This window comes from Pantoea sp. alder81 (genome assembly GCF_020179835.1).
Lineage (GTDB): Bacteria > Pseudomonadota > Gammaproteobacteria > Enterobacterales > Enterobacteriaceae > Pantoea.
Window position 1 is genome coordinate 22,480 of the sequence record NZ_JAIUDA010000006.1, and the last position, 26,586, is coordinate 49,065.

Genomic DNA, 26,586 nt, shown 5'->3' on the forward strand with positions numbered 1-26,586 from the left:
CGGCAAATCCCATCACTGGGCTGATACCTGCTGGCTCAGTGAATGTTCAGTGATCAGCACCGGGTAATGTTCCAATTTGAGGCGGCGTGCCAGATCGCTACCAGATACCGGTGCGAGCTGCAGATTGGTCGCAATCTGGCGCAGCTGCTGCAAGGATGCCGAGCTGCTTACGTTTACCACCATCCCAACCGCACCACGACGGCTGAGCAGTTCAGCGTTACGTGATAGCCATTCTTGCGATTGGCCATCTTCCCCAATCACAAACAGCGCCCCAATACCCGGTAGCTTCAGCGCGCGTGGTTCAACCATGCCTGGAGTAAGTTCAGGTGTTGCCACTGGCAACACTGAACCTTCACTGTAATCAGGTTGGATTGATTGCTGTTGCGACTGAGGCTCAGCGTTGATTCCCTCATAGAACGGCGCAGCCGATTTGCCGCCGAGGTCAGCGATAACGTTGAGTTCTGCATGTGAGAGAAATGGCCACGCGGCGATCGCGCCAGCCAGCATCAATTTGTTCATTGCTGCCTCCGGGGTTCTGTCCAGATGATTTCGGTTGAGGGTGTTTGGTTACTCGCGAGGTTGGCGGGTGCCTGTGTTGTGATTGGGCGAGATTGGCTAGGTGTAAGTGAAGCCAGCTTTTGGCTGACAATCTGCCGATAGCGCGCTGCAGGTTTGCCGCCAGCCGGGTGGTGATAGCAGCCAGCCGCTTTCAACCAACTGCCGGGGCTGAGTTCCCAGCACTCGCGAAGAATGCGCGCGGCTGCATTCAGATTGATATATGGATCGAACGCATCCCATGTTGAGCTGAAGCGATGCCCATTCCAGCCGAGATTGACCTGCGCGATGCCGACATCGATCCGCTTCAGTGGATAGCTTTTCATAAACTGCTGCAGCGCTTGCCAGGCAGCTTGCCTGCTTTCATAGCGGTAGCCTTTACCCGCGACATTGATTGTCCACGGCCACGGGCGCGTGCCGTGTGGCAGTTTGCGCGATGATTCAGCCAGCGCCAGCGAATAAAGTGATTCAGCTGGAACGCCATGCTGCAGCGCGACTTTCTGATAGCCCGATGGCACGCTTTGCATGTTTGTTGATGCCACAGAGCTGGCGGCACTCAACAATAAAGCGATGGTTAGAACGCTGCGATATGCCATCCGCTTTCCCCCTGCTGGAGAAGGACCGGCATGATGCCGTTGCCGTAGCGCAACCAGCGGCCTGCATCGTGATTGAGGGTGATGCGTCGCTCGCGAACTTGTTCGGCGGGAATACGGTGTTGTTGCGCCCAGTTACGGAGTTTCTGATCGCTGCCTTCACTATCGACAAGATAGATATCAACGGGACGTTTATCGGCAAGAACGGCGGAAAGTCGGGCATCGCAGAGGTGGCAATCTGCTTCGCGTACAAACAGCGCCAAACGGCCACCGGAGTCATGTGCTATACCTGCGGCGTTGCCCATATTAACCGGTAGCATGTTGGGCATCAGGCGCTTCCAGGCAGCATCAACTTCGCGCTGGAATTTGAGCTCTTTTTCGGTGCGCTCATATTCCTGTTTTACCCAGAGTTCGGCGTAGTGGCGACGTTCGGCTTCATTGCGGGCTTCAATGCCTAGAGTGGTAATCGGGTCGAGCTTAGGTGAAATGTAACCTCTAAAATTATTCATTAACTCTACATATCTTAATTTTTCTTCTTCAGAAATTTGATCTTTCTCTGAGCCTTCATAATTAGATGCCTTAGAATCCGTAAAGGTAATTGAGTCCACTTCATTAGAAAAAACTGAGCAGCTGAATGACATTAGAATAAATGACATGATTTTTAATTTTGAAGGAAACATGTAATTCCTTATTATTTAGAAGGAGCACTGAAAATCAAAAGTAAAAAACATTGTTGTTTGTATAAACATTTTACTGGTAATCCCTTAATGAAATTAACCATGCGTGCAGACTTAAATCAAATCACAGTTCCGACGGCTTAAAAAAAGATCATTCTTATCAATTACTTGGAGGCTCATTGCTTGATATTCCTTGTTCTTATCATAAAAAAAAGGTAAAAAAAATTATTCAATTTTTTGCGTGCTATAAGGAAATTACTGTATGTATCTAAAAAGTTTAGTTATTCATAACTTTAGGAAATTTAGCAATTCTAATAATAAAGTCTGTTTCGTTAAAGCTGGGAAGACTTCACCTGAACAATCACCAGTTGCTGCGTCAACAACAGTAGTCATTGGAAAAAACAACTCTGGTAAAACAACGATAACAAATTCCTTAGCATTATTATGTTCAGATACAGAAAAATTAAACGGAAATGACTTTAACCATAATTATTTGAGGCGGATTCTTTCTGCATTTCTTGCATCAGATTTTACAACATACCCTGAAATAAAATTCGAAATGGAGTTCATACTCGATGATATAAATAATGATAGCACTAGTAATTTCTCACCATTCATAGATGTATCATCTTTGAGTAGTATCCCAAGAGATGATACCAAAGATACAACAGCATATATAATGATAATCTTTAAAATTTATGATGAAGAAATCTTTCGGGATGCAGTGGATGATTTAATTAAAGAAAAAAAAGACAGTGGTTACAATGATAATGAGCTTTTTAGACGTTTTTTAGATTTGATATCAGAGACGGAATTTAAAAGAGTCATTAAGAATATAGATAATAAAGTAATTGATAAGGTCAAGGTGAAAAACCTGATAGACCTTCGGATCATTAAAGTTGCCAATAATATACATGACCAAAGGTTACTAGCAAAATCCTTCAATAGAATTATAAAATTCATGTATGAAAAAAACAAAGATGAACTGAAGAGTATTTTGCATCTGGTAGATGGGAACAACCACAGCCTTACAGAAAAAATAAAAGTAAGTCATCAGGATAATGTCGAGTCAGTTTTAAACACAATTATTCTTGATGAAAGCCTAGGTATTGAATTAAGAGCTAACTTAACTTTCGATAGATTAATGGGAGATCTCATAACATATGAGCATCGTGATGGCGAAAATCTAATTCCTGAAGGACAATTCGGATTAGGATATGCGAATCTTATAAATATAATTAGTGAAATAATTGATTATTCCAATAGAAGCTTGCATGAAGAAAAACAGCTTAAAATCCAGCTTTTATGCATTGAGGAACCTGAGGTTTTTATGCATCCTCAAATGCAAGTTAATTTCATTCGTCATATTGAAGAGGCTTTGATAAAGATATTAGGACTAAACTCTAAAGACATTAGTTCAATTAAAAGTCAAATTGTAGTTACTACTCACTCCTCACATATATTAAATAGTATTATTCATGGGAGCGGGACATTTAATGAAATTAATTACATTAATAGCTCAAAAGGAAATAGTGAGAGTGTAATTTTGAACGATAATGATCTTTGTGAGGGGGGTAAGGAATTTGATTACTTTAAATTTATTAAAAAACATGTAAAACACCAAGTCCCTGAACTTTTCTTTTCTGATGCAATAATTTTAGTTGAAGGCATAACTGAAGAACGTGTCATAAATTACTATATTGATAGAGATACGACCCTAAGTAAAGGAAATATTTCAGTTTTCAGAATTGATGGTGCGCACGGAAAAGTGTATTCAAACCTTCTTAAAAGAATAAACATCCCAACATTGATAATCACTGACATAGATTTTAAACGGGATAAATCCCTTTTCAAACAAGTTAAAATACAAGATGATGGTTCGGAGATTACCACTGAATATTTCCCGCAGATGGAATTACTGGATGATTCAATCGAAACAACAAACTCTACCTTAACTCATTTCTTAGGAAGCAAAAAAGTTATAAATTTTCCCGAGTATCACATATCTGATAATATATACCTTGCTTACCAGTTGGAAGAAATATCTCTTGATATACCTGGCGGAAATAAGGCGAGTTATTATGCTACTTCATTCGAAGAAGCGTTGATTCTTAAGAATTATAGAAATGATTTATTAAGAGGTATTTTATTAAAAGTTGTTGGGAAGGACTATTTAGATATCATTTCAGATGAAAAGGAAAATCATCACATTCTTGCGATGAATTCATTCAAGATACAGAAAAAGCTAGCAGACAGCAAAAGTGCATTTGCTAACGCTATCATTTATGAATTAATAACTAGCGAAGATGTTAAACCAGAATTGCCTTCATACATAATAAATGGATTATCGTGGCTTGGAAGTCAAAAGCGTAAAGTTAGAGGAGGTGACTATGTATGAATTAGACGCAGAAAAAGAAAAGACAGAGCATGAAATAATTGAAAGTATTTACCATTCAATTGATGAGGAAAAGTCATTTTATTTCCAGTCTGGTGCAGGTGCTGGGAAAACATATGCGTTAGTTAAAGCCATTAAATACGCAGGGCAATTAAGCGCTATTAAGAACAATAATTCATCTAGGAAAATCCTATGTATAACATATACTAACAACGCCACAAATGAAATTGCCGAGCGGTTGCCTTCCTCAGATCATTATTATGTTTCAACTATTCATTATTTTATTTGGGATTTATTGAAGAACTATAACAAAGAGTTGATTGAAACCCATATTTCATTCCTTGGGGATGAAATAAAAAGATTAGAGTATATGGTTTTTCACGATCCTGATTCACATAAATCATATAAAAAATTCAGAAGCCTTTCAGTTAGAGAATTGGATTTCTTAATTGAAAAAATACGCGAAGATAAAATAAATTACTATGAAGTCGCTTTTGGTCCCGCCGTGCCGTATTGGAGTTATTTAGAATCTGTGATTGGTACGGACTTGTTGAGATCAATCAAGTCCAACAAACAAGATGTTTACGATGCAATAAAAACATTACTGACCATTAGGAATTATAAAAAATGTCTGGATTCAATAAAGACTGGTGATCCTAACTATAAGGATATAATTTACAAGGCCAATCAAAATATTGAAATACTACATCTAAATATCATTGGGCATGATACATTACTTAAATATGCAAAAATATTATTATTGAAAAACATAGGCTTATCTAGAGTAGTAATTGACGCTTATCCTTATGTTTTCATCGATGAGTGCCAAGATACAAACCCAGATATCATTGATTTTTTCTCTGAGATTTATACGTATTCAAAAGGTTCAAGTGACTGCTTTGTTTTAGGTTTCTTTGGCGATCCGATGCAAACCATTTTCTCGAAAGATATAGTCAAAAACCCATTTTATGAAAGTTTAAATTTAATAAATAAAGATTTTAATAGACGGTCATTTGATGAGGTTATAAATTGCATCAATATAATAAGAGGTAGTCATCAACCTATTATCCAAACTTCTATTTATAAAAATAAACAAGGTGGCAAGGTAAAATTCCAGCAGCTGGGTGAAGACTGTAATGAACAATCAATAATAAGAGATATAATTAATGGACATAAGCGTGAATGGCATTTATCTCCTGAGAGTTCTTTCGCGTGCCTAGTTCTAAAAAACAAAATGCTTGCCACTTTATGTGATTTTGACAATATATATAGATTGGTTTCTAAAATTTATACAGCCGAGAATCCCTCTTATCATAATAAGGTTAATGAGGAGTTTGTAGTTAGGGAGCTTAAGAAGGCGGGTAGACTGGCAATGACCCTTCATAATATTGTGCTCCCTCTATTTCTTATTGTTAGGAATAAAAGTTTATCTCTGAGTGAGCTATTTCCGATTGTAAGTAAAAGTCAATTCAGTCTGATAGAGGTTCGTGAAGCCATATCATTTCTCCAAGGTTTTTCAAATTGCTCCTTACTTGAATACGTTGAGGGTGTCAGGAGGGATTTAAATGGGTGTGTTTCACCTAAAACTAAAGAAATAATAGAATCAATATTTCCGAAAAAAATGATTAATCTTAACTCTAACATTAATTCGACCATTTTGGAATTATCTGGTTTTAAACGAGTGGCTGATTGCTCAGTTTTTTTATCTGAACTTCTTGATATTAATGTTGATGAGTTTTTCAACTGGATGGATTATCTGCATGGTGAGTCAAAACTATCCGGCATTGATTATATGACATGCCACTCATCGAAAGGTCTTGAGTTCGATAACGTTCTGATTTTCTTGGAGGACTCAATGTTACATGATAAAAACATTTTCTCTGAGCTTTTAACATCTGATCTTAATGTGACGTTGAATGAAAAGTTAGAAAGGGCAAGGCGTATTTTATATGTGTCAGTTTCGCGCGCTATTAAAAATGCTAGCATAGTATTGTTCTCTAAAAACAATGTGGACTTCAATACATAAAATAAAATATGGTGATAGTTACGCCCCAGAATATTGGGGCGTAACTATTAGAATGAGTCGGCAGAGTATGTTTTCTCCGTTTTTCTCTCATTAGGTAAGGAAGGTTCTGACTTTTCTGTTTTATAAACCATCGCCTGACCAATCTTGATCCAATCAACCTTAATCAGTCTGGCTTTCAGGCTAACGCGCTGTTCGCCTGCATGATCACCTTTGTTCAGGGTGAAAATGTCAGACGTCAGATTGCTGAGAGTAAATCCAAGCAGCACTTTCTGGTCCTCGTCTACGGCTTTCTGGCAGCGGCTTATAAGATCCGTTGCTTCCTTACCGGCGACAGTGGCATCAAAGCGCACATAGGTTGGGCTGTCAGTAGGACCGCTCAGCGCGTTAATCACCACGCTAAGAAAGCCGCCAGTGAGAGTTTCAATTCTGCGAATGTTGCTCAGATAACCCAGGCCCTTGATGTTGAGATTGAAGTATTCAGCTTTGGTTGAAGTGGTGTTGGTGTTGTTTGCAGTGTTGTTGGTAGTGGTAGCAGTCATGATGTTTACTCCAGGAGTGGGAAATAGTGACGGAGAAACATTCATCCCTGACGGATAAATGCTTTCCGTCAGGAAGCGCGGATAGCTATGCCGCGCTGGCTGGTCAGTACAAAGAACCTCATCACACAGGTGATATCCGCATTAAGAGGTTGAGCGGATCGACCACTGCAAAAGCAGCACTTCTCTCAGGTCATGAAGTTTTAGATGGCAACCGCGTAAGCGTCTCTCTCAGGCTGCTGAAACATTGGCTGGTTGTTGAGACAACAACAATAATGCCGTTCCAGTGTCCTGCCGCTAAAAGCGGATGTCAGCGATAAAGTAGTTTTGCGGGGATGAAAATAAAAAAGCGCCAGCAATTGCCAGCGCTCAGGGCCTGCACGCAGACCAGTGGTGTATTCGTTACTCCGGGAGTTGAAGCTCCGGCGCGGTTTTCACGGAGGGCGTGCGCCTTACAGACCAAATCGGATGTGCGGTGATTTGCCTGCCGGACTGATGATTTTCTGTCCCCGTAAAAGACATCCAACCATCCCGCAGTCACGGGGTGCTACATCGAAGCCTGTTAACCTTATCAGCATCGCTGAGGACATAAAAGGCTTTGCTGAAGCGCCAGAAAGTTATTCAGAAGCTTCACTATTTTCTGCAAGCTTTTTCAGGTTGGGTGAAAAGGTGGAGAGCATTTTTCCCGTCATCACCTCCAAATCTACATCGCCCAGTAGCTTAACGGCTTCGCTGGCAATCACCGTCTTCTGTTCCAGATCGGCGCGCGTTACGGCGAACGAACGATAGTGCTGCGCCACGCCATACACTTTACGCACCAGATGGCCGCCATTGCTGAGTATTTCATCGCGCTCTTTGCCGCTGATCAGGCCGTAATGAGATGCTTGAAACACCTTCATCGCCAGCTGATCGTAACCAACCAGCAGCCAGACGCAGCGATAACCCAGCGGCGTGCGACTGAAGACGCCAATATTGAGCGGCGACACCGACGATACATCCGTCAGTGAGATCCGCGCGGGGATAGCTTTGAGCGTCGCCTCCAGCTCATCCACTAACGTCTGGATCTCTGTAGTCGCCAAATCCAGCGCGTTCTCCAGCTTCAACAGCGCCATATCTGCATAAGGATTGTCGCCCTCAGCGTCACGGCTCATCAAACCGGCGCGCTGAATCACACGCGGCATGCTCAGGATTTGCGGCCTGCCACGTTCGCGCAGGTCATCAGGTTGGCGTTTGCGACCTTCCCATAATCGAATCGCATAATGCGAGTGCAGTTCAATGGTCAAAGAGGAGCGTAACGCGCCCGCTTTGGCCGTATCGGTTTCGTTCTTTTCTTCAGCCATTTCCCACTCCATATAGTTGATGATGCTGCGCCAGTTTTCAGGAGCGTTAAGGCAACATCTATCGTAAAACCATTCACACAACTGCCAGTTATCTGGCTCGCTAGCTGTTCAGCCTTTGTCGTATCGATTGCACGATCCCGGCGATGTCAGCGGCGGAGCGGGATGCTCTCGTCGCTGGTTCAGGTTGTGACTGTTTGGTCGGTGCGGTAATAGGCGGCGAATCAGCAACGTGAGTGAACTGGCCGGTTCTCGCTTTTTTGATGATCGCCAGCAGCCAGCCGGTTGGATTCTGGATTGAACCGGCATCCAGATTCTGGCCAAGTTGGTGAAGCAGCTGCTGCGACTGCTCTGCGGGCAACGCTGCCAGCCGGTGTTCAAGCATGGCGAGATCTTCCTGGCTGAAACGCTGCCGGTAGCGTTCGGGGATGATTTCCGATGGCGGCGTAGCCGGTATATACGTGTTTTTTTTCACACCTTGTGTAAAACAACGTACGTTACCGTTCGGATTCCGAACTCCGGGCCGAAGCCTTGGTATCAGCGAGGGTTCGGAAACCGAACTCAGTGAATTTGAATGCGTCGGTATGCTGGGTTCGGCTTCCGAACTCGGCGTTTTTATACCCGGTTCGGAAACCGAATTCGGGTGAGTGAGCTTCCTGACTGCAGCCATTTCCTGCGGCGTTTGAGGTTTGCACAGGCGATTCTCGATCTGGCTAATATGGCTTTTGCAGTGGCGCATCTGCGGGTCATTTTTGATTTCATCCAGCACTTGCAACGCGGTTTGTTGGATGGTTTTATTGCCGCTGCGGCACGCTTCAGCGACGGTATCGAGCCACGCCGGGTCCATGATTTCAGCGTCACAGCAGGTTAGCGGCTCGTCGTGTTGCGCATAGATATTGCCGCGCACGCGGCCTTGATCGTCACGAACCCGCTTACACAGGCTGAGCCAGCCGGTAAGTCGCAGCATCAGCAATACGCGACTGACCGTTTCGCGCGATGCCTTGCCTTTATGCGGGGAAGCGAGCTGCAGTTGCAGCTCGTCATAGCTGGGGAATACAGCGCCGTGGTTCTGCTGCGCGTAAAGCCGGATCATCATCCACGCCATTTTATCGAGCGGTGAGAGCCGCGTATCAAGCAGCAGCTGGCGCGGGTAAGCATCCTGCACATTGCCGAGATACAGCAAACCGCTGCGCAGCTGCGAGACGCCATCGTCACTGGATTTTTCCGCCAGGCGTGCCTGCATTTTTTCCATCGTGAAAGCGATTAAGCTGTCAGAGGGGAGATTCATGTCATTTCCTTTTGCCGCCGATCGCTACGTGCCATCGGGTGAATGCTGTTATTGCTGCACCCCGCGCGGGGTACAGAGTGACAACACTCGCTATTTCCAGATCGCCTTGCTGTATCTCTCATGCGTCATCAGTTCCCAGTCTTTGCCGCTGTTTTTGCTCAGCAGCCGCCAGAACAGGCCAATGTCGATTTTGAGATAGTCCGCTCCGTTCGCTTTGATGCGCGTGAAGTTGTTCTTGCCGCACCGGAACAGCGTCAGTTGCCTCACCGCTTTGCGGCGGCAGGGCTCTGGCACGTTGACCGGCGCGACAAGTCCTTCTGTCAGCGTCTGGTTGCGTTGGCTCATGCCATCTTCCGCATTGCTGCGGGTTCTGGCTTTTTATTGCTGTGCCAGCCATGCACGGCGTGCCAGATAGCGGTTAACGACAGATCCATCTGTTCAGCGCACAACATCATGACGTCGAGGCCATCTGCGCTGTCGAGATCGTCAATGCTGGCTTTCTGCCACTTGCGCCAGATCTCGGCGTTGTCTTCATCGTTGAGCACCACGCCACGTCCTTTGCGCACTTCAATACCGGCCATGCGGCGGCGCGCGGCGACTTCTACCGTTGAAAGGCCGAAATAGTGCTGCATCAACTCGATTGAGCCGTTTAGCGCCAGCGCGCGATCGATGCGCTGCAGGCGTCTTTGCTCACGCCGTGCCTGCTGCAACATCAGCGACAGGTTTTCGTGGTGGATGCGGAAGGTCAGCACCGATACCGGGCTGTTCATCAGGTAGTGCAGGTCCTCAATGGTTAGCCCGTGAAGCATCTGCATTTCTTCTGGCATCAAACCCAGCGCTTCGCAGCGGCGGATGTAGCCTGATTTGAGTTCCATCACTAACTGGGTAAGCAGGCCATTTGTGGCCTGAGACAAGCTGTTACTCATCATCGTGATCTCCGGTTTTCAGTAATCTCAATCGACTAAACATGCCGCTCAGCTCTGGCGCTGCAGCTCGCGCAGCCGCCGCAACGTGCGGATTAACTTCATGAAAGTTTGGGTAAGGGCATCATCAAAACGCGGTTCGGCATCGCTGCTGCCGATCAGCAGCTCGCGCATCAGGTCAGGTAAGTCTTCATCGCATGCGCCGCCAGCCAGCGAGGTAAGCAGGCATGAAATCGGCGAGGCGCTGAGCTCTTCGTCAATGCGATAGCCCGCCGAATTAGCGCCGTTATCCGGAATGACGGCTTCGCCATCGCTATCCGAATCGGCCAGCTCAAAGGCAAGGCGAAAGGCGATATTGCGCAGGTGATCGGCGTCATCCTGCAGAGTGGGGATGGACCAGAAATCCGGTGCGGCTGATTGAGTGTTGCCACTGGCAACAGCAGAAACCGTCCCGGAAGTGTTGCCAGTGGCAACAGTAGAACTCGGCTCGGAGGTGTTGCCAGTGGCAACAGTGGAATTCGGTTCGGAAGTGTTGCCACTGGCAACACTTGGTGTAGTGGGTGGTGGCGTTGGCCTGCGAACCGGCGAAGGCGCGCGCGGTGCTGCTTCCGGTTCAGGCTGCTGGTTTTGCTGCTGCAGCTGCGGTGCAACCGGTTCAGGTTCGCCAAACAGCTGACGGCGGTTTTGTTCACTGGGATCAAGCTCTATCAGCCAGCGGTCGTAGTTCAGTGATGGATGGGGCAACGCGCTAACCAGTTCGCCGATAAACTCGTCGCGGAACATTTCCAGCGACCAGCTCTCCGGCGAATTAAAATGCGGGCACACTTTGGTCATCACGTTTTCAAACGTCGCATTTGGTTTCGCTTCAGCTGCATAGTGATTCCACAATTTCTCCGCATCGCTGCGCAGTACCAGAAGCGCGTTGATTTGCGGGCGGCCTAAACCCGATTCCAGCAGAGCCGGTAAATGTGGATAAAGATGACGGACGCAGCTGTCCATGCGGCTCAGGCTGGAGTAGCTAACCGGATAGCCTTGCTCAGTTAGCGCCGTTGCCAGCTCGCGCAGAGAAACCGCTTTGCCTGATTCATCTTCGATGATCTGACGCGCGTTGCGGATGCCGATCGCTTTCTCGATAAAACTCAGCTCGCCGCGCAGCTCGTTTTCTGCCAGATGACCAATCACGCATTTAATGCGACCAGGCCACGGTTTGAACAGGCAATGCACGCGGTAGAAATGTTCGCTATGCGTCTCTGCCCACAGCTCACTCAGTGCCTGGTAACGCGTGTTGCCGCCGTCACTGAAGATGTAAGAGCCGGGATTGTCGGGATCGAGCGTGACTTTCGGCACGGTATCGAGGCCGCGCGCGCGAATCGATGCCTTGATGTCATCAAAGCGGGGATTGCGGCTGGTTCGTGGGTTATCTGGATTGGGGCGCAGCTGATCCAGTGTCAGCACCATCGGCATTTCGCTACCAGGCGCATCTGGCGTTGCCACGGTTAGTGTTGCTTCGGCCTGACGTCCGCGTTTCAAAAGCGCATCAGTCAGATCGGTAGTGCGCTGTTTTGCCATCGCTGTCATGCCTGAGCCCTCCCATAACCGAAGTGATAGGAGTTGTTTTCGGCATTAGAAAACCGCGTATAACGGCCATCATAGGCGGTTTTGACGGTGCCGATAGGGCCCTGCCGTTGCTTGCCGATGATGATTTCGGCGATGCCTTTTTCGGTGGAGTTCTCGTTATAAACTTCATCGCGATAGATGAAGAGAATCAGGTCGGCGTCCTGCTCCAGCGCGCCGGAATCGCGCAGGTCGCCGTTGTTTGGCCGCTTATTGGGGCGCGATTCAACCTGGCGATTAAGCTGGGATAACGCGACCAGCGGACATTTCAGCTCTTTAGCCAGTGCCTTCAGGCAACGCGAGATCTCTGATATCTCCTGCGTGCGATTCTCTTGCTCAGGTGCGCGCATCAACTGCAGGTAATCGACCAGAATCAGGCTCGGTTGCCCGTATTTTCGGATGTAACGCCGCGCGCGGGCACGCAACAATGCTGGAGTCTGGTCGCTGTTTTCATCGATGATTAGCCGATCTTTCCAGGCGGTGACGCGCTCCATCGCCATGCTGATTCTGGCCCAGCATTCATCATCGAGCTGGCCGCTGCGCAGCAAATTCAATTCAACCTGACCCAGCATTGCAACCAGTCGCATCATCAGCTGCTCAGCTGGCATCTCCAGACTGAAGCAGAAGACTAAATTGCTCTCCAGCGCATCCAGCGCCGATTCACACATCGCTAATGCCAATGCCGTTTTGCCCATAGAAGGACGCGCGGCCAGCAGAATTAAATCACCCGCCTGTAAACCGCAGGTCATTTGGTCGAGCTCTCGAAAACCCGATGGCGTACCGGTGATGCCATTGCCACCGGTCGTCTCTTCTAGTCGGGTAAGCAGCTGTGACATGCCATCGAGAACCGTGATTTCCTGGTGCTGGCGCGCATGGCCTTTTTCGGCAAGGTTGAACAGCTGGCTTTCGGCGAGCTCGGTGATGTTGCTGGCGGCAGCGCTGGGAAGTTGCACATCCCGCGTGATTTGGTTGCCGAGCATGTACAGCTGACGCAGCTGGCTTTTCTCGGCAATTATCCTCGCATAGGCGAGGATGTTGGCAGCACTCGGCGTGTTCTTGCTTAACTCGGCAAGGTAAGCAAACCCGCCGCACTGGTCGATGATGTTGTGGCGTTCCAGTAGTTCGCTAAGTGTGATCAGATCGAAAGGGCTATTGCCTTTGGCCAGCTCGTCGATGCCTTTGAAAATCGAGCGGTGGGGGCTGGAGAAAAAGTCTTCTCGTTGAATCAGCGTAACGACATCATCCCAGCAATCGTTATCCAGCATCAGCGCGCCCAGCACTGCCTGCTCAGCATCGATGGAGTGCGGCATATCGATTGGGTAATTACTGGATTTAGACATGATTCACCTCCTTCACCGAGCGTGAAAGAAGCGCATCAAAATGGCTTTGCCATTCCGGGAACAATTCACATGCCAGGTTATGCATTGTTTGCAGCGCCGAATCACTCTTTCGACGCGTCTGCGTTTCAAGCCGATGCGCAGGTTCGCCAGCAAAATGCCCAGCTTTATAAATGTCGAGATCGTAGATTTGGGTGTTCAGCATCGACACGGAGATCTCGTCGGCGTAGGGACTATATTTCCCCTCGCTGACAATCGTCTCCAGTTGGCCCAACGTGGTTTTGGCCAACGACGTGTAATCCATGCAATTCACCAGAATGCGTACTGCAGGAAGCGCTATGCCGTAGGAGGAGAGTGAGCGCAACTGTTCGAACATCGCTATAGCACCGCGCAGAAATTCGCGGATGTCGGGCAGCACCGGCTTCACTATACCGATGGTTGTGTCAGTGGCAGCTAGTGCAATGAGTTCCAACATCACCGAACGCGCGCCCTGTGAATCAATAATGATCACGTCGTACTCATTGAACAGCGGGTGCTGCAGCACATTGCGCATGCGCAACCGCCCGTCCGGCGCGTGCAGCATGGCAGTCAGCAAGTGTGCTTGCGGGTCGTTGGAAATGATGACGTCGAGATTAGGGATAAAGCTGTTGGAGATTATGTTGCTGGCATTGCCGAGATCCACCGACTGCATCAGCAGTTCGTAGATGCCGCACGGCGCTTCATAGGTGAGTTGATAGATGCTGCTGGCAGTGGGCTGGCCGAAGTCGCCATCGATTAACAGCGTCTTCAGTCCTGCATCAGCGAGGAAGCCACAGAGGTTTGCGGCTTGCGTAGATTTGCCTTCTCCACCTTTGGTGGAAATTACGGGAAGTATTTTCATCATGCACATCCGAAGTTAGTTCGGGTGTACACCTGCTTATTCCGTCAATGCCCGTTTACTGCATGAAATCCGGTGAAAAAATCAAACCTAAAGTCTGTGCAAGGGGATTGAAAATCCCCGTGTCCGTGGTTCGATTCCGCGTCCGGGCACCAACATTCTGAAAACCCAGCCTTTATGGCTGGGTTTTTGCTTTTCTGGGGTAGTGAAATCGTTAGCGCCTTCTTACAGCATGCCCACGCTACAAAAATTGATAATCACATCATCTGCATTGTTCACGGAAAGACTTCCCTTCATCACCGTTCTTTTTCTCTTTCCATATAAAATTGATTAAAGCCTTATGGACGTTATAACGCTATAACCGAGTCGTTGTTATTTTGGGTTAATCAGATAGCTGGTGTATCACAAGGTGTAATTTGAAAACGGGTATGACGTTTTCATATTGTCAGGTTTTTACTACAAACTTTTCAGCCAACCTGTTCATTGATAAGTAATTCAGGTTATTGTTTTTGATAGTGGGTTTAATCGATAATTTCTGGCTTAAGAACCTTGCGTTCTTATCTTCGTACTCTAATGATTATTAAGGATTAAATTAAATCCTGTTAATGTTCGTGAGATGTGATTTTGTCAGTTAAAAAACCTCTTAACAAATGGACGCGTTATTATGAATAAGCTTATTAAATTATCGATTGCCGCGGCGGCAGTGGCTCTACTGTCTGGATGTACGGGCAGCGTGTACAACAAAGAAAAGAACTGTGATTACGATTACTTACTTCATCCTGCTGTGTCTATATCAAAAATCATTGGTGGTTGCGGGCCGGTAGATAAATAATCTGCATTCATTCATGGCGGCCAGAAACCTGGGTGACTGGCCGCTATCTCACCCAACATCCCTGTCAATCAGCAAATAAATAGAGTGATATTGCTGACGAATGCTCTGAATCAGGCGTCTGCATATTCATCCCTGATGATCGCTAACTGTATTATTTCTTTAACTGTGCCAAATCGTTAGCGCTACAAAAATAAATCTGAAAAACACTCATTGATATTAAGAACCAGTATATTTGTTGAAAACTTATGGGCTTAAATGTTAGACAAAATGACATCGCTATAGCAGGCGATTAGAAGCATCCCAGATTTCATTGCTGGAAAGAGTACGGTCAGATGCGACATGCACCACTTTTGCATCGCCGGTAAGAGACGGAAAACCTGCAGACATAATCTGCAACTTAATCTCTTTTCCATTGGGATATTTACGACCGACGGTGGTCACGCCATCCATCATGTTTACGACTTCTGCTGGACCTAGATTAAAGAAAATAATGACGCGTTTCATGTGTCCTCCTGAAAGCCATTAAAAAGCGAGCCTAACACAAGTACATATCGTTAACCTGAAATTAAATTATCCCCTTAGTGAGCAGGGGAAACATAAGCATTGCTGGCTCAAAACGAAAGTTTTGTACAGATTTGAATTATTTTTGTTTTACCTAACACATTGTTATTTATGTATTAATTAGTTATTTTTATTGGTCTCTAACCAGAGGTGATTATTTATTTTTCTTTTGTCTTGCAATGTTGCATTAGACATGCGTAAATGACCTCCAGTCTGATTTGCAGACAGTTTCAAAGTTAGTTCACAGTTTATCTCTCATCTAAGTCAGTGCCGAAAATAAGCCTTTCTCTTTGAGTTTTATCTCAGTCCTGATTTTTCTCTGCGATTCAGTTTACTCAGCCTCACGGCAAAAAAAGAAAAGGTATTAATTATGTCTAATAAAATTCTCGGTACAGTAAAGTGGTTTAATTCTGAAAAAGGTTTCGGTTTTATTACCCCTGAAAATGGTAGCAAAGATGTCTTCGTACATTTCTCTGCTATCACTGGTAGTGATTACTGCTCCCTTGAAGAGGGTCAGCATGTTGAATTCTCAGTACAAGATGGACCGAAAGGCCCTTCAGCAACCAATGTTACAGGTCTCTAATATTAATTTGTTCACTACTTTTATGAAATGCCCTCAGTGTCAGGGTTCTCAATATCGCAAGTCGGTATTTGATGTCAGCCAAAAAAATCCGCATGGTGCGACCTGCATTTTCTGCAAGTCCATGATGATTGAGAATAAAAATATCGCTGCATAAACGCAGGTTTGCACTACTTTTCGTGTAACGTCCTCACGCTGTATCTGAACGACATTCCCGCGTTATAACTCGAGCTGAATCGGCTCGATATCGCCATTCTGCTGTGCCGGCTGCGCGCAGCAGATTAATATTTCCCCCTCTGCCACACTGGCACTCGGCGCAGTCGGGTAGGTTACCGCTCCCTTTAGAATCCGCGTTTTGCACGATCCGCAATGTCCTTCACGACAGCTGTACTCCGGGCTAAGACCGCGTGCTTCGGCCAGTTCCAGCAGCGATCCGCTATGCGGTGTCCAGCGCGCCTCTTTGGCTGAATTCATGAACATCACCGGTATGGATTGAGTCGAAATCGGAAGTAAGGTTTTTTCTGTTTGCTGCAGATCCATGCGGCGCTGCAACGAGGATGGGCCAAAGGCCTCGGCGTGAATACGGCTATCCGCGATGTTGTAGCTGCGCAGCCCGTCATATAACGCCTGAGTAAATAGCGGCGGGCCACACAGGTAAAAGTCGTAGTCGTTAAAGGGCAGCACCTGTGAAAGCAGCGCCATATCGATGCGTCCGGCGACATCGTAATCGAATCCCTGTTCGGCACCGTCCGGTTGGCTCAACACGCGCACCATTTTGGATGCGCCCTGTGAGGCCGCCAGCAATGCATCCAGTTCACGTACAAACGGGCGTTCCGCTTTGTTGCGCGCGGACTGAATAAAGTAAGTGGGGCGCATGCGCTGTTTGCGGCGTCCTTCATAAACCAGATGGCGCAGCATCGCCAGCATCGGGGTGATGCCGACGCCCGCCGCAATTAAAACCGCTGGGCGTGACTCTTGCACATCGATAGTGAAATCACCGGCTGGCGCTCGCGTTTCAAGACTGTCGCCAACCTGTAGATGATCGTGCAGATAGCACGAGACCACACCATCGCGCTTGACGCTGATGCGGTAAAAGCCGTCCGACGGCGCAACCGACAGGGTGTAGTGACGAATCAGCGGTTTGTCTGTACCGGGCAACTGCACGCGAATCGGTAAGTGCTGTCCTGCCTGATGTGGCAGCAAACCGGCGCCATCATCCGGCATCAGATGAAACGAGCGAATCGACGCGCTCTCATCGACAATCTTCGTCACCTTAAATGGCCGCCAGCGTCGCGCCAGTTCATTAGCACGCAGACGTTCGGCAGCCGATTGCCAGTCTCCGGTCATTTCTGATGCCGGAGAGATACCTTCCGGTTCCGTTTCCCAGCGCAAGGCGAGGGCGGCATGACGACGCACGATGCGGCGCGGGCGGAAGGTCCACAGCCGTTCGGCGCCCTGGAATGCAGCGATCTCCGGTGAGTCGAGGATCACGCTGGCATCGCCGGTCATCTGCAGCGTATCGCCGCTGCGGTAATCCATAAACAGCAGTCCTGCTTTGCCGTTTTGCTGGATGTTGCCGAGGGTGGAGAAAAACAGGTTGCCGTTGAAATCGGGAATGGTCAGCAGGCCATCGTCATCGACTCTGACAAAGCCCGGCTTGCCGCCGCGATGCGAGGCATCAACCTGATGCCCGGCATAGGTCGCGACGTAAAACGTATCGGCGGTGGCGATCGTGGTGCGGGCTGCCTCATCGAGCCTGCTCAACGCCTCAACCTCACCTGTAAAAGGTTCATCGGGCATGCGAGCAAAGCGGAAGTCGCGCAGCTGGATATAGCGTGGGCAGTTGCCGAAACTCTGCTCGACCTGCACCCGAAAGCCGCCACCAATCGCACTCAGCACGCCGTTCATGCGGTTGCGGCGACGGGTGTGCAACTCAATGCCGAGCAGGCCAACCGGTGCGCCGTCAATGAAGCCAGACGCGGCGGGATCGCTGGCATCCGGGCGTGCGGCAATATCCAGCGTGGTGGCGTTGGGCGAGAAGATAAAACCGGGCTGGCCTTCCAGCAGCGTGGCCCAGGCATCGCCTTGCGCATCCACGCTGCCCACTACGATAAACGGTAGCTTTGCGTAAAAGTCACGATGCTGATCGGGCATGTAGTCGCGAATCACGCGCTGACCGACTTCCGCCATGCGTTCGGCCACGCCCGCTTGCTGCTGCAGGGCTATTTCACCTGCATGCCATACCGGAAGTTTCTCGCCCATGATGGTTATCTCACGCGATGCTGCGCAGACCGGCAGCGGTTTCAGGGAAGGGAACAAAACCCGGTAGTGCTTCGATACGGCGCAACAGCGCATTAACCGCCGGATAGCCAGAGAGATCCACGTTGCCTTCCGGCGCGCCGATCAGGTAGCTGTACTGAGCGACATCCGCAATGGTGGGGCGATCGCCGACCAGCCAGTCACGCCCGGTCAGATGTTGATCCATCAGCGCCAAAATCGTATGCGCACGGGCGATCACTTCATCTGGATTGAACGGGCGGCCAAATACGGTAATCAAGCGTGCCGCGCAGGGGCCGTAAGCCAGTTCGCCCGCCGCTACTGATAACCAGCGCTGCACCTGCGCCGCACCCAGCGCATCTTCTGGCAGCCACTCACTGCGGCCTGATTTTTTCGCCAGATAAACCAGAATGGCGTTGGAGTCGGAGATATACACGCCGTCATCTTCCAGCACCGGTACCTGACCGAACGGGTTGATGGCGAGAAATGCCGGGGATTTGTGCTCACCGTTGGCGAGGTCAACATCAATCACCTCGTGCGGCAGATCGAGCAGAGACAGGAACAGACGTGCACGGTGCGCATGGCCAGAAAGCGGGAAGTGGTAGAGTTTCATCATCAGTGTCCTTTAGTGGTGGCCGGGATGATCCCGAACCCTGTCTAAAGGTTGGCACAGCCTGTGGCGCGGCAGAATAGCCGGGTTTGCGAAGTCATTATTGCGGAAAATGGAAGAATGGTGGGCGGTGTTGATGCACAACGGCCCTGCAAAAGCGTTGAAACTCTTTTGCAGGGCCGTTGTGCATAACGATTGCCGCGCAGGGGCTTGCCGGTAACTATGAAACCACGGCACTTCCTGTCACAGCCTGAGCCTGCTGTTCGCTTTGCTGCTCTTCACGATGTTTCAAACGATCCCAGATGCGGAAGAACGGATAGTAGATCACCATCGAGATCGCCAGATTGATCACCTGTAACACGGTGCCTGAAATGTGCCCGCCCGTTGCCAGATAACCACTGACAAATATCGGCGTGGTAAACGGCAGGGCGATGCCAGCTGGCGGGGCAACCAGTCCGGTGGTCATGGCGGCCCATGAGACAATCACCAGCACCACCGGGGTGAGAATAAATGGCAGGAACAGGTACGGGTTCATCACCAGCGGAATGCCAAACACCAACGGCTCACTGATGTTAAACAGGGCAGCGGGTCCGGCAATCCTACCCAGCTGTTTCATCTGGCGGCTGCGAGAACGGATCAGCATAAAGATCACCAGACCCAGCAACGCGCCGGTGCCGCCGGGCGCAATCCACAAATCATAAAACTGCTGCGTGAAGATGTGCGGGATCGGCTGGTTATGCTGGAAAGCTTCGAGATTTTCACTCATGTTGGAGAGCCAGACCGGCTGGATGAACACCAGCACAATCGCATCGCCGTGCAATCCCAGCGTCCAGAGAATGCCGATCAGCAGCACCGAGAAAATCATACCCGGCAGCGTGCCGCCAACATGATGCATCGGCAGTCCAATCACGGTGGCGATCAGATTATTGATGTCACCAAACGGTGAGGCTTCGACCGCCAGACGGATGATCAGCACCACCGCCAGCACGCAGAATCCCGGCACCAGCGCGAGGAAGGATTTTGCTACCGCAGGCGGCACGCCTTCCGGCATCTTGATCACCAGATTGCGGCTATGGACGAGGCGATAAATCTCCGTCGACATCAGCGCAATCACAATGGCCACGAACAAGCCCTGGCTGCCAATCATCGAGATCGGCAGTACGCCAGTCACCAGTTGTGCGGGCGCATTTTCAACCGGGGCAAACAGTGTCTGTTGCGGAATGGTCATCACAAAGGCCACTAACGCCATAGCGCCGCTGGTGAGTGGATCCAGCGTGCGGTACTTCTCCGCCAGACGATAGGCGATACCGAAGCTGGAGATCAGCGCCATGATGTCGTAGGTGGCGCGCACCGGATAGAGCAGTTTGTTGCGCCAGGTATCGCCAAACAGATCCGCCATCAAATGGCCCCACGCCGGAATTGGCAGGTAGGCAAAGATCAGGAAGAAACTGCCAATCAGCATAAACGGCATGTTGAGAATGATGCCGTCACGCACCGAGAGCACATGCTTTTGTCCGGCGACTTTAAGCGCTGCGGGCAACACATAACGTTCAATAAGAGTACGGTTGGACACAGGGCCTCCTCAGGCTCAATGGCGCAACAAAATGATTATCAGCGGATGTTTGCACACTGGGCAGCGGTGCGATCTATCGCGCAATAAACTGCACCGCAACGTGGCTGCGCAGGATGTTAAACCAGCATTAATTGAACTGCGGCAACCACGGCTTGTTCAGCGTTAACACTTCTTCCAGCAGGGCTTCCGCTGTCGCGACATCGCCGACCAGCGGGTTGCCCAACAGCGCCAGCAACGCCTGATTGCGATCGCCATGAACCGCCGCTTCGATGGTTAAGCGCTCAAAAGCTTTAATCTGCTGTGTCAGACCGTTCATCAACGGCGGCAACTCACCGAACACCAACGGGTGCGCGCCCTGGGCATCCACCAGGCAGTTCACTTCAACCACCGCGTCATTGGGCAGGCCGTGAATTGCGCCGTTATTGCGGCAGTTCACCACCAGATTCTTGCCGCTGTTGTTGTGAATCGCGCTGATCAGCTCAACCGCCACTTCAGAGTAATAAGCGCCGCCGCGGAAACTCAGTTGCTCCGGTTTGTGCGCCAGATGCGGATCGGCATACAGCGCGAACAGCTCGGCTTCAACCTTCATCACTTGCTCAGCGCGGGTGCCTTCATGCCCGTTTTTCGCTTTCTCCTGCTCTTCGGCCAGCATCTGCGGCGTCTGCCAGTAGTAGCGATGATACGGGCAGGGAATGGCGTTGAGCGCACGCAGGAACTGCGGTGACCACGGCATATCTTTGATGTTGTTCATGGTCAGCGACTGGCCGTCGCACAATTGTTCAATCACCTGCTTAGTCACATCTTCGCCACGGCAGGTCACCTGATGCACCCACACCAGATGATTGAGCCCGGCAAAGCGCAGTTGCACATCATCCCATGGCGCGTTGAGCATGCCAGCAATCATATGATGCATATTCACCGGCACGTTACACAGCCCGATGATTTTGGCATTGGTGTAGCGTGAAACGGCTTCGGTCACGATGCCCGCGGGATTGGTGAAGTTGATGATGAAGGCATCAGGCGCCAGTTCTTCCACTTTACGCGCCACGTTCAGCATCACCGGAATGGTGCGCAGGGCTTTGGCAAAACCGCCGACGCCGGTGGTCTCCTGGCCTAGGCGGCCGTATTTCAAGCCAAGACGTTCATCAGCCGCACGCGCCGCCAGCTGGCCGACTCGCAGCTGGGTTAGCACGAAGCTGGCACCGCGAATCGCATCGTCCAACTCAAAGTGCACGCTGACTTTGACCTGTTCTAAGCCATTCTGCTGCAGCATACGGCGCGTGAGGTCGGAAATGACATTCACTTTCTCACGACCCGATTCCACATCCACCAGGGCCAGTTCAGTCACCGGCAACTGCGCATAGCGGTTAATAATCCCTTCGACCAGTTCCGGTGAGTAGCTGCTGCCACCACCAATAATTGCCATCTTAAGCATCGGTTCCTCCTGCCGCAGTGCGGCGGTAGAGTTCAATGATTTCGCCCGCCAGATCCTGCACCAGCATGGCGTTCATCAGGTGATCCTGGGCATGTACCAAAATCAGGGTGACGGGCAGTTTGCCGCTGCCTTCATCGAGACTGATCAACGCCGTTTGCTGTTGGTGTGCACCCTTGACGCTCTCTTTGGCAGCCATGAGCTGTTGCTCGGCAGCAGCAAACTGACCTTCACGCGCCAATCGCAGGGCGCTGAGTGCTGCACTGCGAGCGGCACCGGCCTGCACCAGCAGCAACATGATCTGTTCTTCAAACTCGATAACCACTTCTTCGGACATGCAGAATCCCCCACAGCACAAGGCCGTGTTTATTTCGGTCAGTTTGGGTAAAACGGAGGTATTACGAGGTGTGCAACGCCAGGGCGGTATCCAGCACCTGTTCGCCACGCATCATGCCGTAATCCATCATGTCGATGACGGCGACCGCTTTGCCCTGTGGCTCGGCGATGGCCGTCAGGCGGGCGGCTTCAAACTTCACTTGCGGGCCGAGCAGCACCACGTCGGCATCCGGCAGGATGCGTTCGAATTCCGCCACCGGCACCGCTTTGATATCAATGGTCAGCCCGCGCCCCTGAGCGGCGCTCTGCATTTTGTTGACCAGCATGCTGGTGGACATCCCTGCAGCACAGCAAAGTACGATACGCATATGATTTCCTCCTGTGATTTGTCGGGGCCATTTAAGACCTGTGTTTGAGGCGGTGTAAATACCCTCCGGACAGATGATTTTCTGATGAATGAATAAATAATGATTTAAAATTAATGGGTTATAACGTGATTGTTTGTGAAAATATTTTTCACAGGTGTGATCGGTGCTGTAATTTTTCGTTAACATGACGGGGTTTAAGCCACTATCAGGCTGGAATCGCTGAAAAAAAACTCACACTGAAAAATATTTTCATGCATGATGGATGTTCGCAACGAGAGGATGTGGTGAGCGGATGGATATTGTCTGGCAGCTGCGGCAGCAATCGGCACGCGCGGATGCGCCGGAGTCAAAACTGGCGCGTTTTATACTGGAAAACCTGCATGTCAGCACGCAGGCCACCATGGAGGGTCTGGCTAAGCAAGCGGGTGTCAACATGGATGTGCTGCACCGTTTTGCCGCTTCAGCGGGCTGTCGCGATCTGGATGATTTCCTGCATCAGGTGCGCAAAGCAGGCCAGCAGGAAGGGGCGTTTATCGATGTGATACGTCAACGTCAACCTTCGCTGAGCCAGCAGGAAAATCGTGTTGCAGTGGCGATTCTCAACGATATCGCGTTTGCCGCATCAGCTACGATCGAGCAATTAGCCGGGCGCGCCGAAGTCAGTGCTGCCACCATTACCCGTTTTGCCCGTTCTGTGGGTTGTGAAGATATTCGCGAATTGCGTATGCGGCTGGCGCGTGCCAGTTCTGTGCCATCGCCTCGCGCCAAACAGGGTATTCCGCAGCTGGAGGCGATTCATCAGGCGTTAGCCCAGCAGTGGACACTGGCGGAAACCGCGACCTGGGAGCGGGCGGCGCGAATGTTACGTAAAGCCCGAAGCGTGCTGTTGATTGGTGCGGCAGGGCAAACAACACCGCTGGTGGCTGAAGTGCATCAACGCTTAAACGCAACAGGTCTGGCACTGGCGTGGATTCAGGACGATAACCTGCTGCGTATGACGCTGAGCCGATTACAACCGGATGATTTGCTGCTGATTCTTGCGCCGGATGCGGTGAACAGCAGCGTGTTGAGCGCGGTGCATCATGCTCATATCCAGAAAACCGCGGTGATCGCGATCTGCCCAACTGCACTGGATTTAGCCAGTCAGGCGGATATTTGGTTACCGTTGCCGGATGAACAGCAGGCGCGCAGCTATGGCATTCTCAGCGCGCTGGATCGGCTGGAAACGGCGCTTAGGTCATTTTAGCGCGTAGATTTCTGACATTAGGGTGCTGCCATCTTGCAGCACCACTTCAACCGGTATGCGCTGATAGCCTTCGCCTTCAAACTCATCAAGCATCGACCAGTGCGCGGAAAGGTTATCCGAACTGAAGACAAAGCCGTTAACCTGCGCGCCATCTGCAGTGAGTTCAATGCCGGGAAAACCCATCGCAGCGCCCCAGCCCGCTTCACGCAAGTTGCCCAGCACATAACCTTGCTGCCAGCTTCCGCCAATATTTTCCATGATATACGCATTAGGACGGCCTGGACCGAGCGTGCCGTAAACGAAGAGACTGTGCATTAACTACCTCAGCAATAAGGGAAAGGCTTTGAATCTAGCGCGGGAAGTGAGGTAAGCCAATGGAGTGCGGCGTCTGTGAATTTTATGCTAAGTAAAGCAGACGTTACACTCCATATTTTATAAGTAGTTTAATACGAATGTTGCCGTAGCCGTGAATTGTCCATGCCCAATTCGTTTGTTAATAATGGCATTAGGTTCCCCTTGCACATAGGCCTGGAATGCCAGCACCATATTGCCAGCCTGCAATTTTATGGCCGGTGCTGGTTTATTAATGCTTAAAGCAGATCCGTCTGTATTTTCAATGCCGATTGCGATTCCGCTGGCTGCACTGCCTGGATCAAGACGCAATAATCCCGGCAAGGAGGTGTTTTCCGTACCTTGAAAGCTAACCTTAACTTCTTTGAAGACACTTATGTCGCAATCTTCTAAATGAATCTTTAAGGACCTGCTGGGCGTGCGCTTATAGCGATAAAGGTATTTATCGATGACTTCTTCGAAATCAAGCTTAATTAATTCATCACCCGGCCGTATAAAACAGGGGTTATCGACAAGCGTCCCGCGCATAATAAGGTTTTCCGCTGCGTAGGCCGACGAAGGAAGTATCATCCCGTAGCCTGGTGCACATAGGATAATTAAAAATGTGATGATTCGCTTCATAGCTGACCCTATTGATAATCTGCGATGATGGTCGCTCGGGACGTAAAAGGACCTGCTGTAGGTAAGGATGCAGGGTTGGCAACGGGGACGACAGTCAGCGTAGGTGGTCTTAAGAGATTGATTGAAATAAATTGATTAATACGTAATGGCGAACCATTTTGTTCAACTCTAATGCCTAAACCGCTCTTGTTCGTGACCACCGCAGTATTGTCAAAGCTTGCTGATGTTCCCTGGACGCTTAAACGAACACTTCCGGTTCCCGAACAAGTCACTGTGTAGGGCACGGGCTGACGATACTTGTTACCATCTATACCACGAATGATGACGGTGTCGAAGTCAACCTCAATGAGTCCGCCTCTGTTAATCTCACAGGGAATAGATTCCACTAGGGTCCCCCTAAAGTTGACATTTGTTGCTTGCGCCATTGGAAAAGTCATGAATAAACAGAAAAATAACATCATCTGTTTTTTGTTAGGCCGTTTAATATTATTCATCTCTTCTTCCTATTGATAATCAACCAGCAACGTTGATGTTGCTGTGAAGTATCCACCTGTGACGGAACCACTTCTATTTTTAATCACAACCGCACTTAATGAGGGTCGTGCAGGATCGGTAAAGTTATGCCAGCTGTTTATTGCCATCTTTGAACCGTTACTTTTTAATTCAATAGCAAGATTGGCTTTGCTTGTACCCAGTACTGTCGTGTCAAAAGAAGCGCCACCTCCACGAATTTGCATTTTCAGTGCCTTCGACGTGCCCGCTGAACAGTCGAGCACATAGGGTATCGAACGCTCATAAATACGACTGTCAATGCGCGAGACAATAATATCGTTACCAAAATCAATCGGAATATCTCGATTTCCATTAACGATGCAGGGCGGTGCCAGTACTTTGACTTTTACTGTCGCGGTCGTTGAAAATGCCTGCACAGATCGACTTATAGAAATAACTGCGAATATTGCAGTCATCGCAAAGCCGAATAAGAGGAGTCCTGTCTTTTTTCTCGGATTTAAATTAATCATAGTTCAACCTAAAGTTCACATTGGCTGAATAGCTTCCGGCGCGAAGATTGTCCCTGGTACGTTCAGGTGCAATGTAATAGATGGCTACATTACTGGCAGGAGTGACTAACAATGGCTTGCCGCGTTGCCCCAGCGTGACATTTTTACGGAAGGCATCTTTTAATCGCAGCCCCATGCCTTCAACACCCTGTGCTTTAACCAGTTGAGGATTAACCGGGTCTTCTATCCCAGTGAAGGTGAATGAGACCGCTGGCTGGCTGGCACTCCAGACGAGATTGCCTTTTACATCCCGGTTCGCAGATGACGTGCGTAGGCAGTCATGCAAATAAAGCGCAATGGGTACTAAATTACCGATATCACCAGGCTGTTTCAGCACGCCGGTAGCAATGTTCCCCAGATCAACTGATTGGTCGGCTGAACGCATCTCCAGTCGGCAAGCGCTCTCGGTCAAAGTACCATGGGCCCGAATGACGCCGTAATTACCATCGACCAGCCCATCATTAAATCCCGCCTGCGCCATTGAAGAAAATAACAATACGCTCGCTGGAAGCGCTGAGAATTGCACGCACTTAAGTACTCTTTTCATGTGCGTCGTGATAACCGTTTTTTGCATGAGTTC

29 protein-coding genes and 1 tRNA gene are annotated in these 26,586 nt (G+C 49.3%); 7 read left to right on the forward strand and 23 right to left on the reverse strand.

Going from position 1 to position 26,586, the window contains the following annotated elements:
- Positions 1–12: 12 nt before the first annotated feature.
- The 3 genes from LBW88_RS16640 to LBW88_RS16650 are packed head-to-tail and all read right to left on the reverse strand — an operon-like array spanning position 13 to position 1,657.
- Positions 13–519 carry an integrating conjugative element protein gene (locus LBW88_RS16640; protein ID WP_224933588.1) on the reverse strand — a complete coding sequence of 169 codons (507 nt, stop codon included), beginning with the start codon at positions 517–519 and terminating at the stop codon, positions 13–15.
- Positions 516–1,151, reverse strand: coding sequence for a lytic transglycosylase domain-containing protein (locus LBW88_RS16645; protein ID WP_224933587.1), 636 nt, complete (start codon positions 1,149–1,151; stop codon positions 516–518). Before LBW88_RS16645 ends, LBW88_RS16640 begins: the two co-directional genes overlap by 4 nt.
- Positions 1,130–1,657, reverse strand: a complete 528-nt coding sequence (locus LBW88_RS16650) for a TIGR03759 family integrating conjugative element protein (RefSeq protein ID WP_265112760.1) — start codon at positions 1,655–1,657, stop codon at positions 1,130–1,132. The genes LBW88_RS16645 and LBW88_RS16650 overlap by 22 nt, the downstream gene beginning before the upstream one ends.
- 430 nt (positions 1,658–2,087) lie before the next feature.
- Here LBW88_RS16650 and LBW88_RS16655 point away from each other — a divergent pair, with 430 nt between their 5' ends.
- On the forward strand, positions 2,088–4,223 hold the full coding sequence (locus tag LBW88_RS16655) for an ATP-dependent nuclease (protein WP_224933585.1): 2,136 nt from the start codon (positions 2,088–2,090) through the stop codon (positions 4,221–4,223).
- A complete protein-coding gene (locus LBW88_RS16660; protein ID WP_224933584.1) occupies positions 4,216–6,246 on the forward strand; it encodes a UvrD-helicase domain-containing protein in 2,031 nt (676 codons plus the stop codon). The genes LBW88_RS16655 and LBW88_RS16660 overlap by 8 nt, the downstream gene beginning before the upstream one ends.
- A gap of 47 nt (positions 6,247–6,293) precedes the next feature.
- Here LBW88_RS16660 and LBW88_RS16665 read toward each other — a convergent pair whose 3' ends face one another.
- Positions 6,294–6,785, reverse strand: a complete 492-nt coding sequence (locus LBW88_RS16665) for an STY4534 family ICE replication protein (RefSeq protein WP_224933583.1) — start codon at positions 6,783–6,785, stop codon at positions 6,294–6,296.
- 26 nt (positions 6,786–6,811) lie between these two features.
- Here LBW88_RS16665 and LBW88_RS16670 point away from each other — a divergent pair, with 26 nt between their 5' ends.
- Positions 6,812–7,102 (forward strand): hypothetical protein, encoded by a 291-nt coding sequence (locus tag LBW88_RS16670; RefSeq protein WP_157179244.1) that lies wholly within the window; start codon positions 6,812–6,814, stop codon positions 7,100–7,102.
- 297 nt (positions 7,103–7,399) lie between these two features.
- Here LBW88_RS16670 and LBW88_RS16675 read toward each other — a convergent pair whose 3' ends face one another.
- The 7 genes from LBW88_RS16675 to LBW88_RS16705 form a co-directional block, all read right to left on the reverse strand.
- Positions 7,400–8,122: a PFL_4669 family integrating conjugative element protein gene (locus LBW88_RS16675; protein ID WP_224933582.1), complete on the reverse strand. Its 723-nt coding sequence runs from the start codon at positions 8,120–8,122 to the stop codon at positions 7,400–7,402.
- A 100-nt stretch (positions 8,123–8,222) separates the two neighbouring features.
- Positions 8,223–9,407, reverse strand: coding sequence for an STY4528 family pathogenicity island replication protein (locus tag LBW88_RS16680; protein ID WP_224933581.1), 1,185 nt, complete (start codon positions 9,405–9,407; stop codon positions 8,223–8,225).
- A gap of 90 nt (positions 9,408–9,497) precedes the next feature.
- A complete protein-coding gene (locus LBW88_RS16685; protein WP_064737819.1) occupies positions 9,498–9,752 on the reverse strand; it encodes a hypothetical protein in 255 nt (84 codons plus the stop codon).
- Complete coding sequence (locus LBW88_RS16690; protein WP_224933617.1) at positions 9,749–10,333, reverse strand: DUF2857 domain-containing protein; 585 nt, start codon at positions 10,331–10,333, stop codon at positions 9,749–9,751. The genes LBW88_RS16685 and LBW88_RS16690 overlap by 4 nt, the downstream gene beginning before the upstream one ends.
- Positions 10,334–10,381: 48 nt before the next feature.
- Positions 10,382–11,908 carry a ParB family protein gene (locus tag LBW88_RS16695; protein ID WP_224933580.1) on the reverse strand — a complete coding sequence of 509 codons (1,527 nt, stop codon included), beginning with the start codon at positions 11,906–11,908 and terminating at the stop codon, positions 10,382–10,384.
- Positions 11,905–13,284: an SPI-7-type island replicative DNA helicase gene (gene dnaB-PI, locus LBW88_RS16700; protein ID WP_224933579.1), complete on the reverse strand. Its 1,380-nt coding sequence runs from the start codon at positions 13,282–13,284 to the stop codon at positions 11,905–11,907. Before dnaB-PI ends, LBW88_RS16695 begins: the two co-directional genes overlap by 4 nt.
- Positions 13,277–14,161, reverse strand: a complete 885-nt coding sequence (locus tag LBW88_RS16705; protein WP_224933578.1) for a ParA family protein — start codon at positions 14,159–14,161, stop codon at positions 13,277–13,279. The genes dnaB-PI and LBW88_RS16705 overlap by 8 nt, the downstream gene beginning before the upstream one ends.
- A 49-nt stretch (positions 14,162–14,210) precedes the next feature.
- Between LBW88_RS16705 and LBW88_RS16710 the strand changes: the two genes are divergently transcribed.
- Together LBW88_RS16710 and LBW88_RS16715 are read left to right on the forward strand one after the other, a co-directional pair.
- Positions 14,211–14,313: transfer RNA gene (locus LBW88_RS16710), tRNA-Ser, on the forward strand.
- A 509-nt stretch (positions 14,314–14,822) separates the two neighbouring features.
- Positions 14,823–14,990 carry a YhfL family protein gene (locus tag LBW88_RS16715; RefSeq protein WP_224933577.1) on the forward strand — a complete coding sequence of 56 codons (168 nt, stop codon included), beginning with the start codon at positions 14,823–14,825 and terminating at the stop codon, positions 14,988–14,990.
- Between the two features lie 276 nt (positions 14,991–15,266).
- Here the strand turns inward: LBW88_RS16715 and LBW88_RS16720 are convergent, their stop codons facing one another.
- Entirely contained in the window at positions 15,267–15,494 is a 228-nt protein-coding gene (locus tag LBW88_RS16720) for a hypothetical protein (RefSeq protein ID WP_224933576.1), read from the reverse strand.
- A gap of 427 nt (positions 15,495–15,921) precedes the next feature.
- Between LBW88_RS16720 and LBW88_RS16725 the strand changes: the two genes are divergently transcribed.
- Positions 15,922–16,134, forward strand: coding sequence for a cold-shock protein (locus LBW88_RS16725; RefSeq protein ID WP_224933575.1), 213 nt, complete (start codon positions 15,922–15,924; stop codon positions 16,132–16,134).
- Positions 16,135–16,350: 216 nt separating this feature from the next.
- On the opposite strand, the gene LBW88_RS16735 is transcribed toward LBW88_RS16725, so the two are convergent.
- From LBW88_RS16735 to LBW88_RS16760, 6 genes are all read right to left on the reverse strand, one after another.
- Entirely contained in the window at positions 16,351–18,393 is a 2,043-nt protein-coding gene (locus LBW88_RS16735; RefSeq protein WP_224933573.1) for a pyridoxamine 5'-phosphate oxidase family protein, read from the reverse strand.
- A 10-nt stretch (positions 18,394–18,403) separates the two neighbouring features.
- On the reverse strand, positions 18,404–19,021 hold the full coding sequence (locus tag LBW88_RS16740) for a glutathione S-transferase family protein (protein WP_224933616.1): 618 nt from the start codon (positions 19,019–19,021) through the stop codon (positions 18,404–18,406).
- Positions 19,022–19,238: 217 nt separating this feature from the next.
- Positions 19,239–20,591, reverse strand: coding sequence for a PTS cellobiose transporter subunit IIC (celB, locus tag LBW88_RS16745; RefSeq protein ID WP_224933572.1), 1,353 nt, complete (start codon positions 20,589–20,591; stop codon positions 19,239–19,241).
- Positions 20,592–20,718: 127 nt separating this feature from the next.
- Positions 20,719–22,026, reverse strand: a complete 1,308-nt coding sequence (locus LBW88_RS16750) for a 6-phospho-beta-glucosidase (protein WP_224933571.1) — start codon at positions 22,024–22,026, stop codon at positions 20,719–20,721.
- Positions 22,019–22,360, reverse strand: a complete 342-nt coding sequence (locus LBW88_RS16755) for a PTS lactose/cellobiose transporter subunit IIA (RefSeq protein WP_224933570.1) — start codon at positions 22,358–22,360, stop codon at positions 22,019–22,021. The genes LBW88_RS16750 and LBW88_RS16755 overlap by 8 nt, the downstream gene beginning before the upstream one ends.
- 61 nt (positions 22,361–22,421) lie before the next feature.
- Positions 22,422–22,727, reverse strand: a complete 306-nt coding sequence (locus LBW88_RS16760) for a PTS sugar transporter subunit IIB (RefSeq protein WP_160832993.1) — start codon at positions 22,725–22,727, stop codon at positions 22,422–22,424.
- Positions 22,728–23,019: 292 nt separating this feature from the next.
- Between LBW88_RS16760 and LBW88_RS16765 the strand changes: the two genes are divergently transcribed.
- Positions 23,020–23,973: a MurR/RpiR family transcriptional regulator gene (locus LBW88_RS16765; protein WP_224933569.1), complete on the forward strand. Its 954-nt coding sequence runs from the start codon at positions 23,020–23,022 to the stop codon at positions 23,971–23,973.
- Here LBW88_RS16765 and LBW88_RS16770 read toward each other — a convergent pair.
- From LBW88_RS16770 to LBW88_RS16790, 5 genes are all read right to left on the reverse strand, one after another.
- Entirely contained in the window at positions 23,965–24,288 is a 324-nt protein-coding gene (locus LBW88_RS16770; RefSeq protein WP_224933568.1) for a gamma-glutamylcyclotransferase family protein, read from the reverse strand. The two genes, LBW88_RS16765 and LBW88_RS16770, sit on opposite strands and share 9 nt — an antisense overlap.
- A 117-nt stretch (positions 24,289–24,405) precedes the next feature.
- Entirely contained in the window at positions 24,406–24,945 is a 540-nt protein-coding gene (locus LBW88_RS16775) for a fimbrial protein (RefSeq protein ID WP_224933567.1), read from the reverse strand.
- Between the two features lie 8 nt (positions 24,946–24,953).
- Positions 24,954–25,439, reverse strand: a complete 486-nt coding sequence (locus LBW88_RS16780) for a fimbrial protein (protein ID WP_224933566.1) — start codon at positions 25,437–25,439, stop codon at positions 24,954–24,956.
- A gap of 9 nt (positions 25,440–25,448) precedes the next feature.
- Complete coding sequence (locus LBW88_RS16785; RefSeq protein ID WP_224933565.1) at positions 25,449–25,967, reverse strand: fimbrial protein; 519 nt, start codon at positions 25,965–25,967, stop codon at positions 25,449–25,451.
- On the reverse strand, positions 25,960–26,580 hold the full coding sequence (locus LBW88_RS16790) for a fimbrial protein (protein WP_224933564.1): 621 nt from the start codon (positions 26,578–26,580) through the stop codon (positions 25,960–25,962). Before LBW88_RS16790 ends, LBW88_RS16785 begins: the two co-directional genes overlap by 8 nt.
- Between the last annotated feature and the right edge of the window lie 6 nt (positions 26,581–26,586).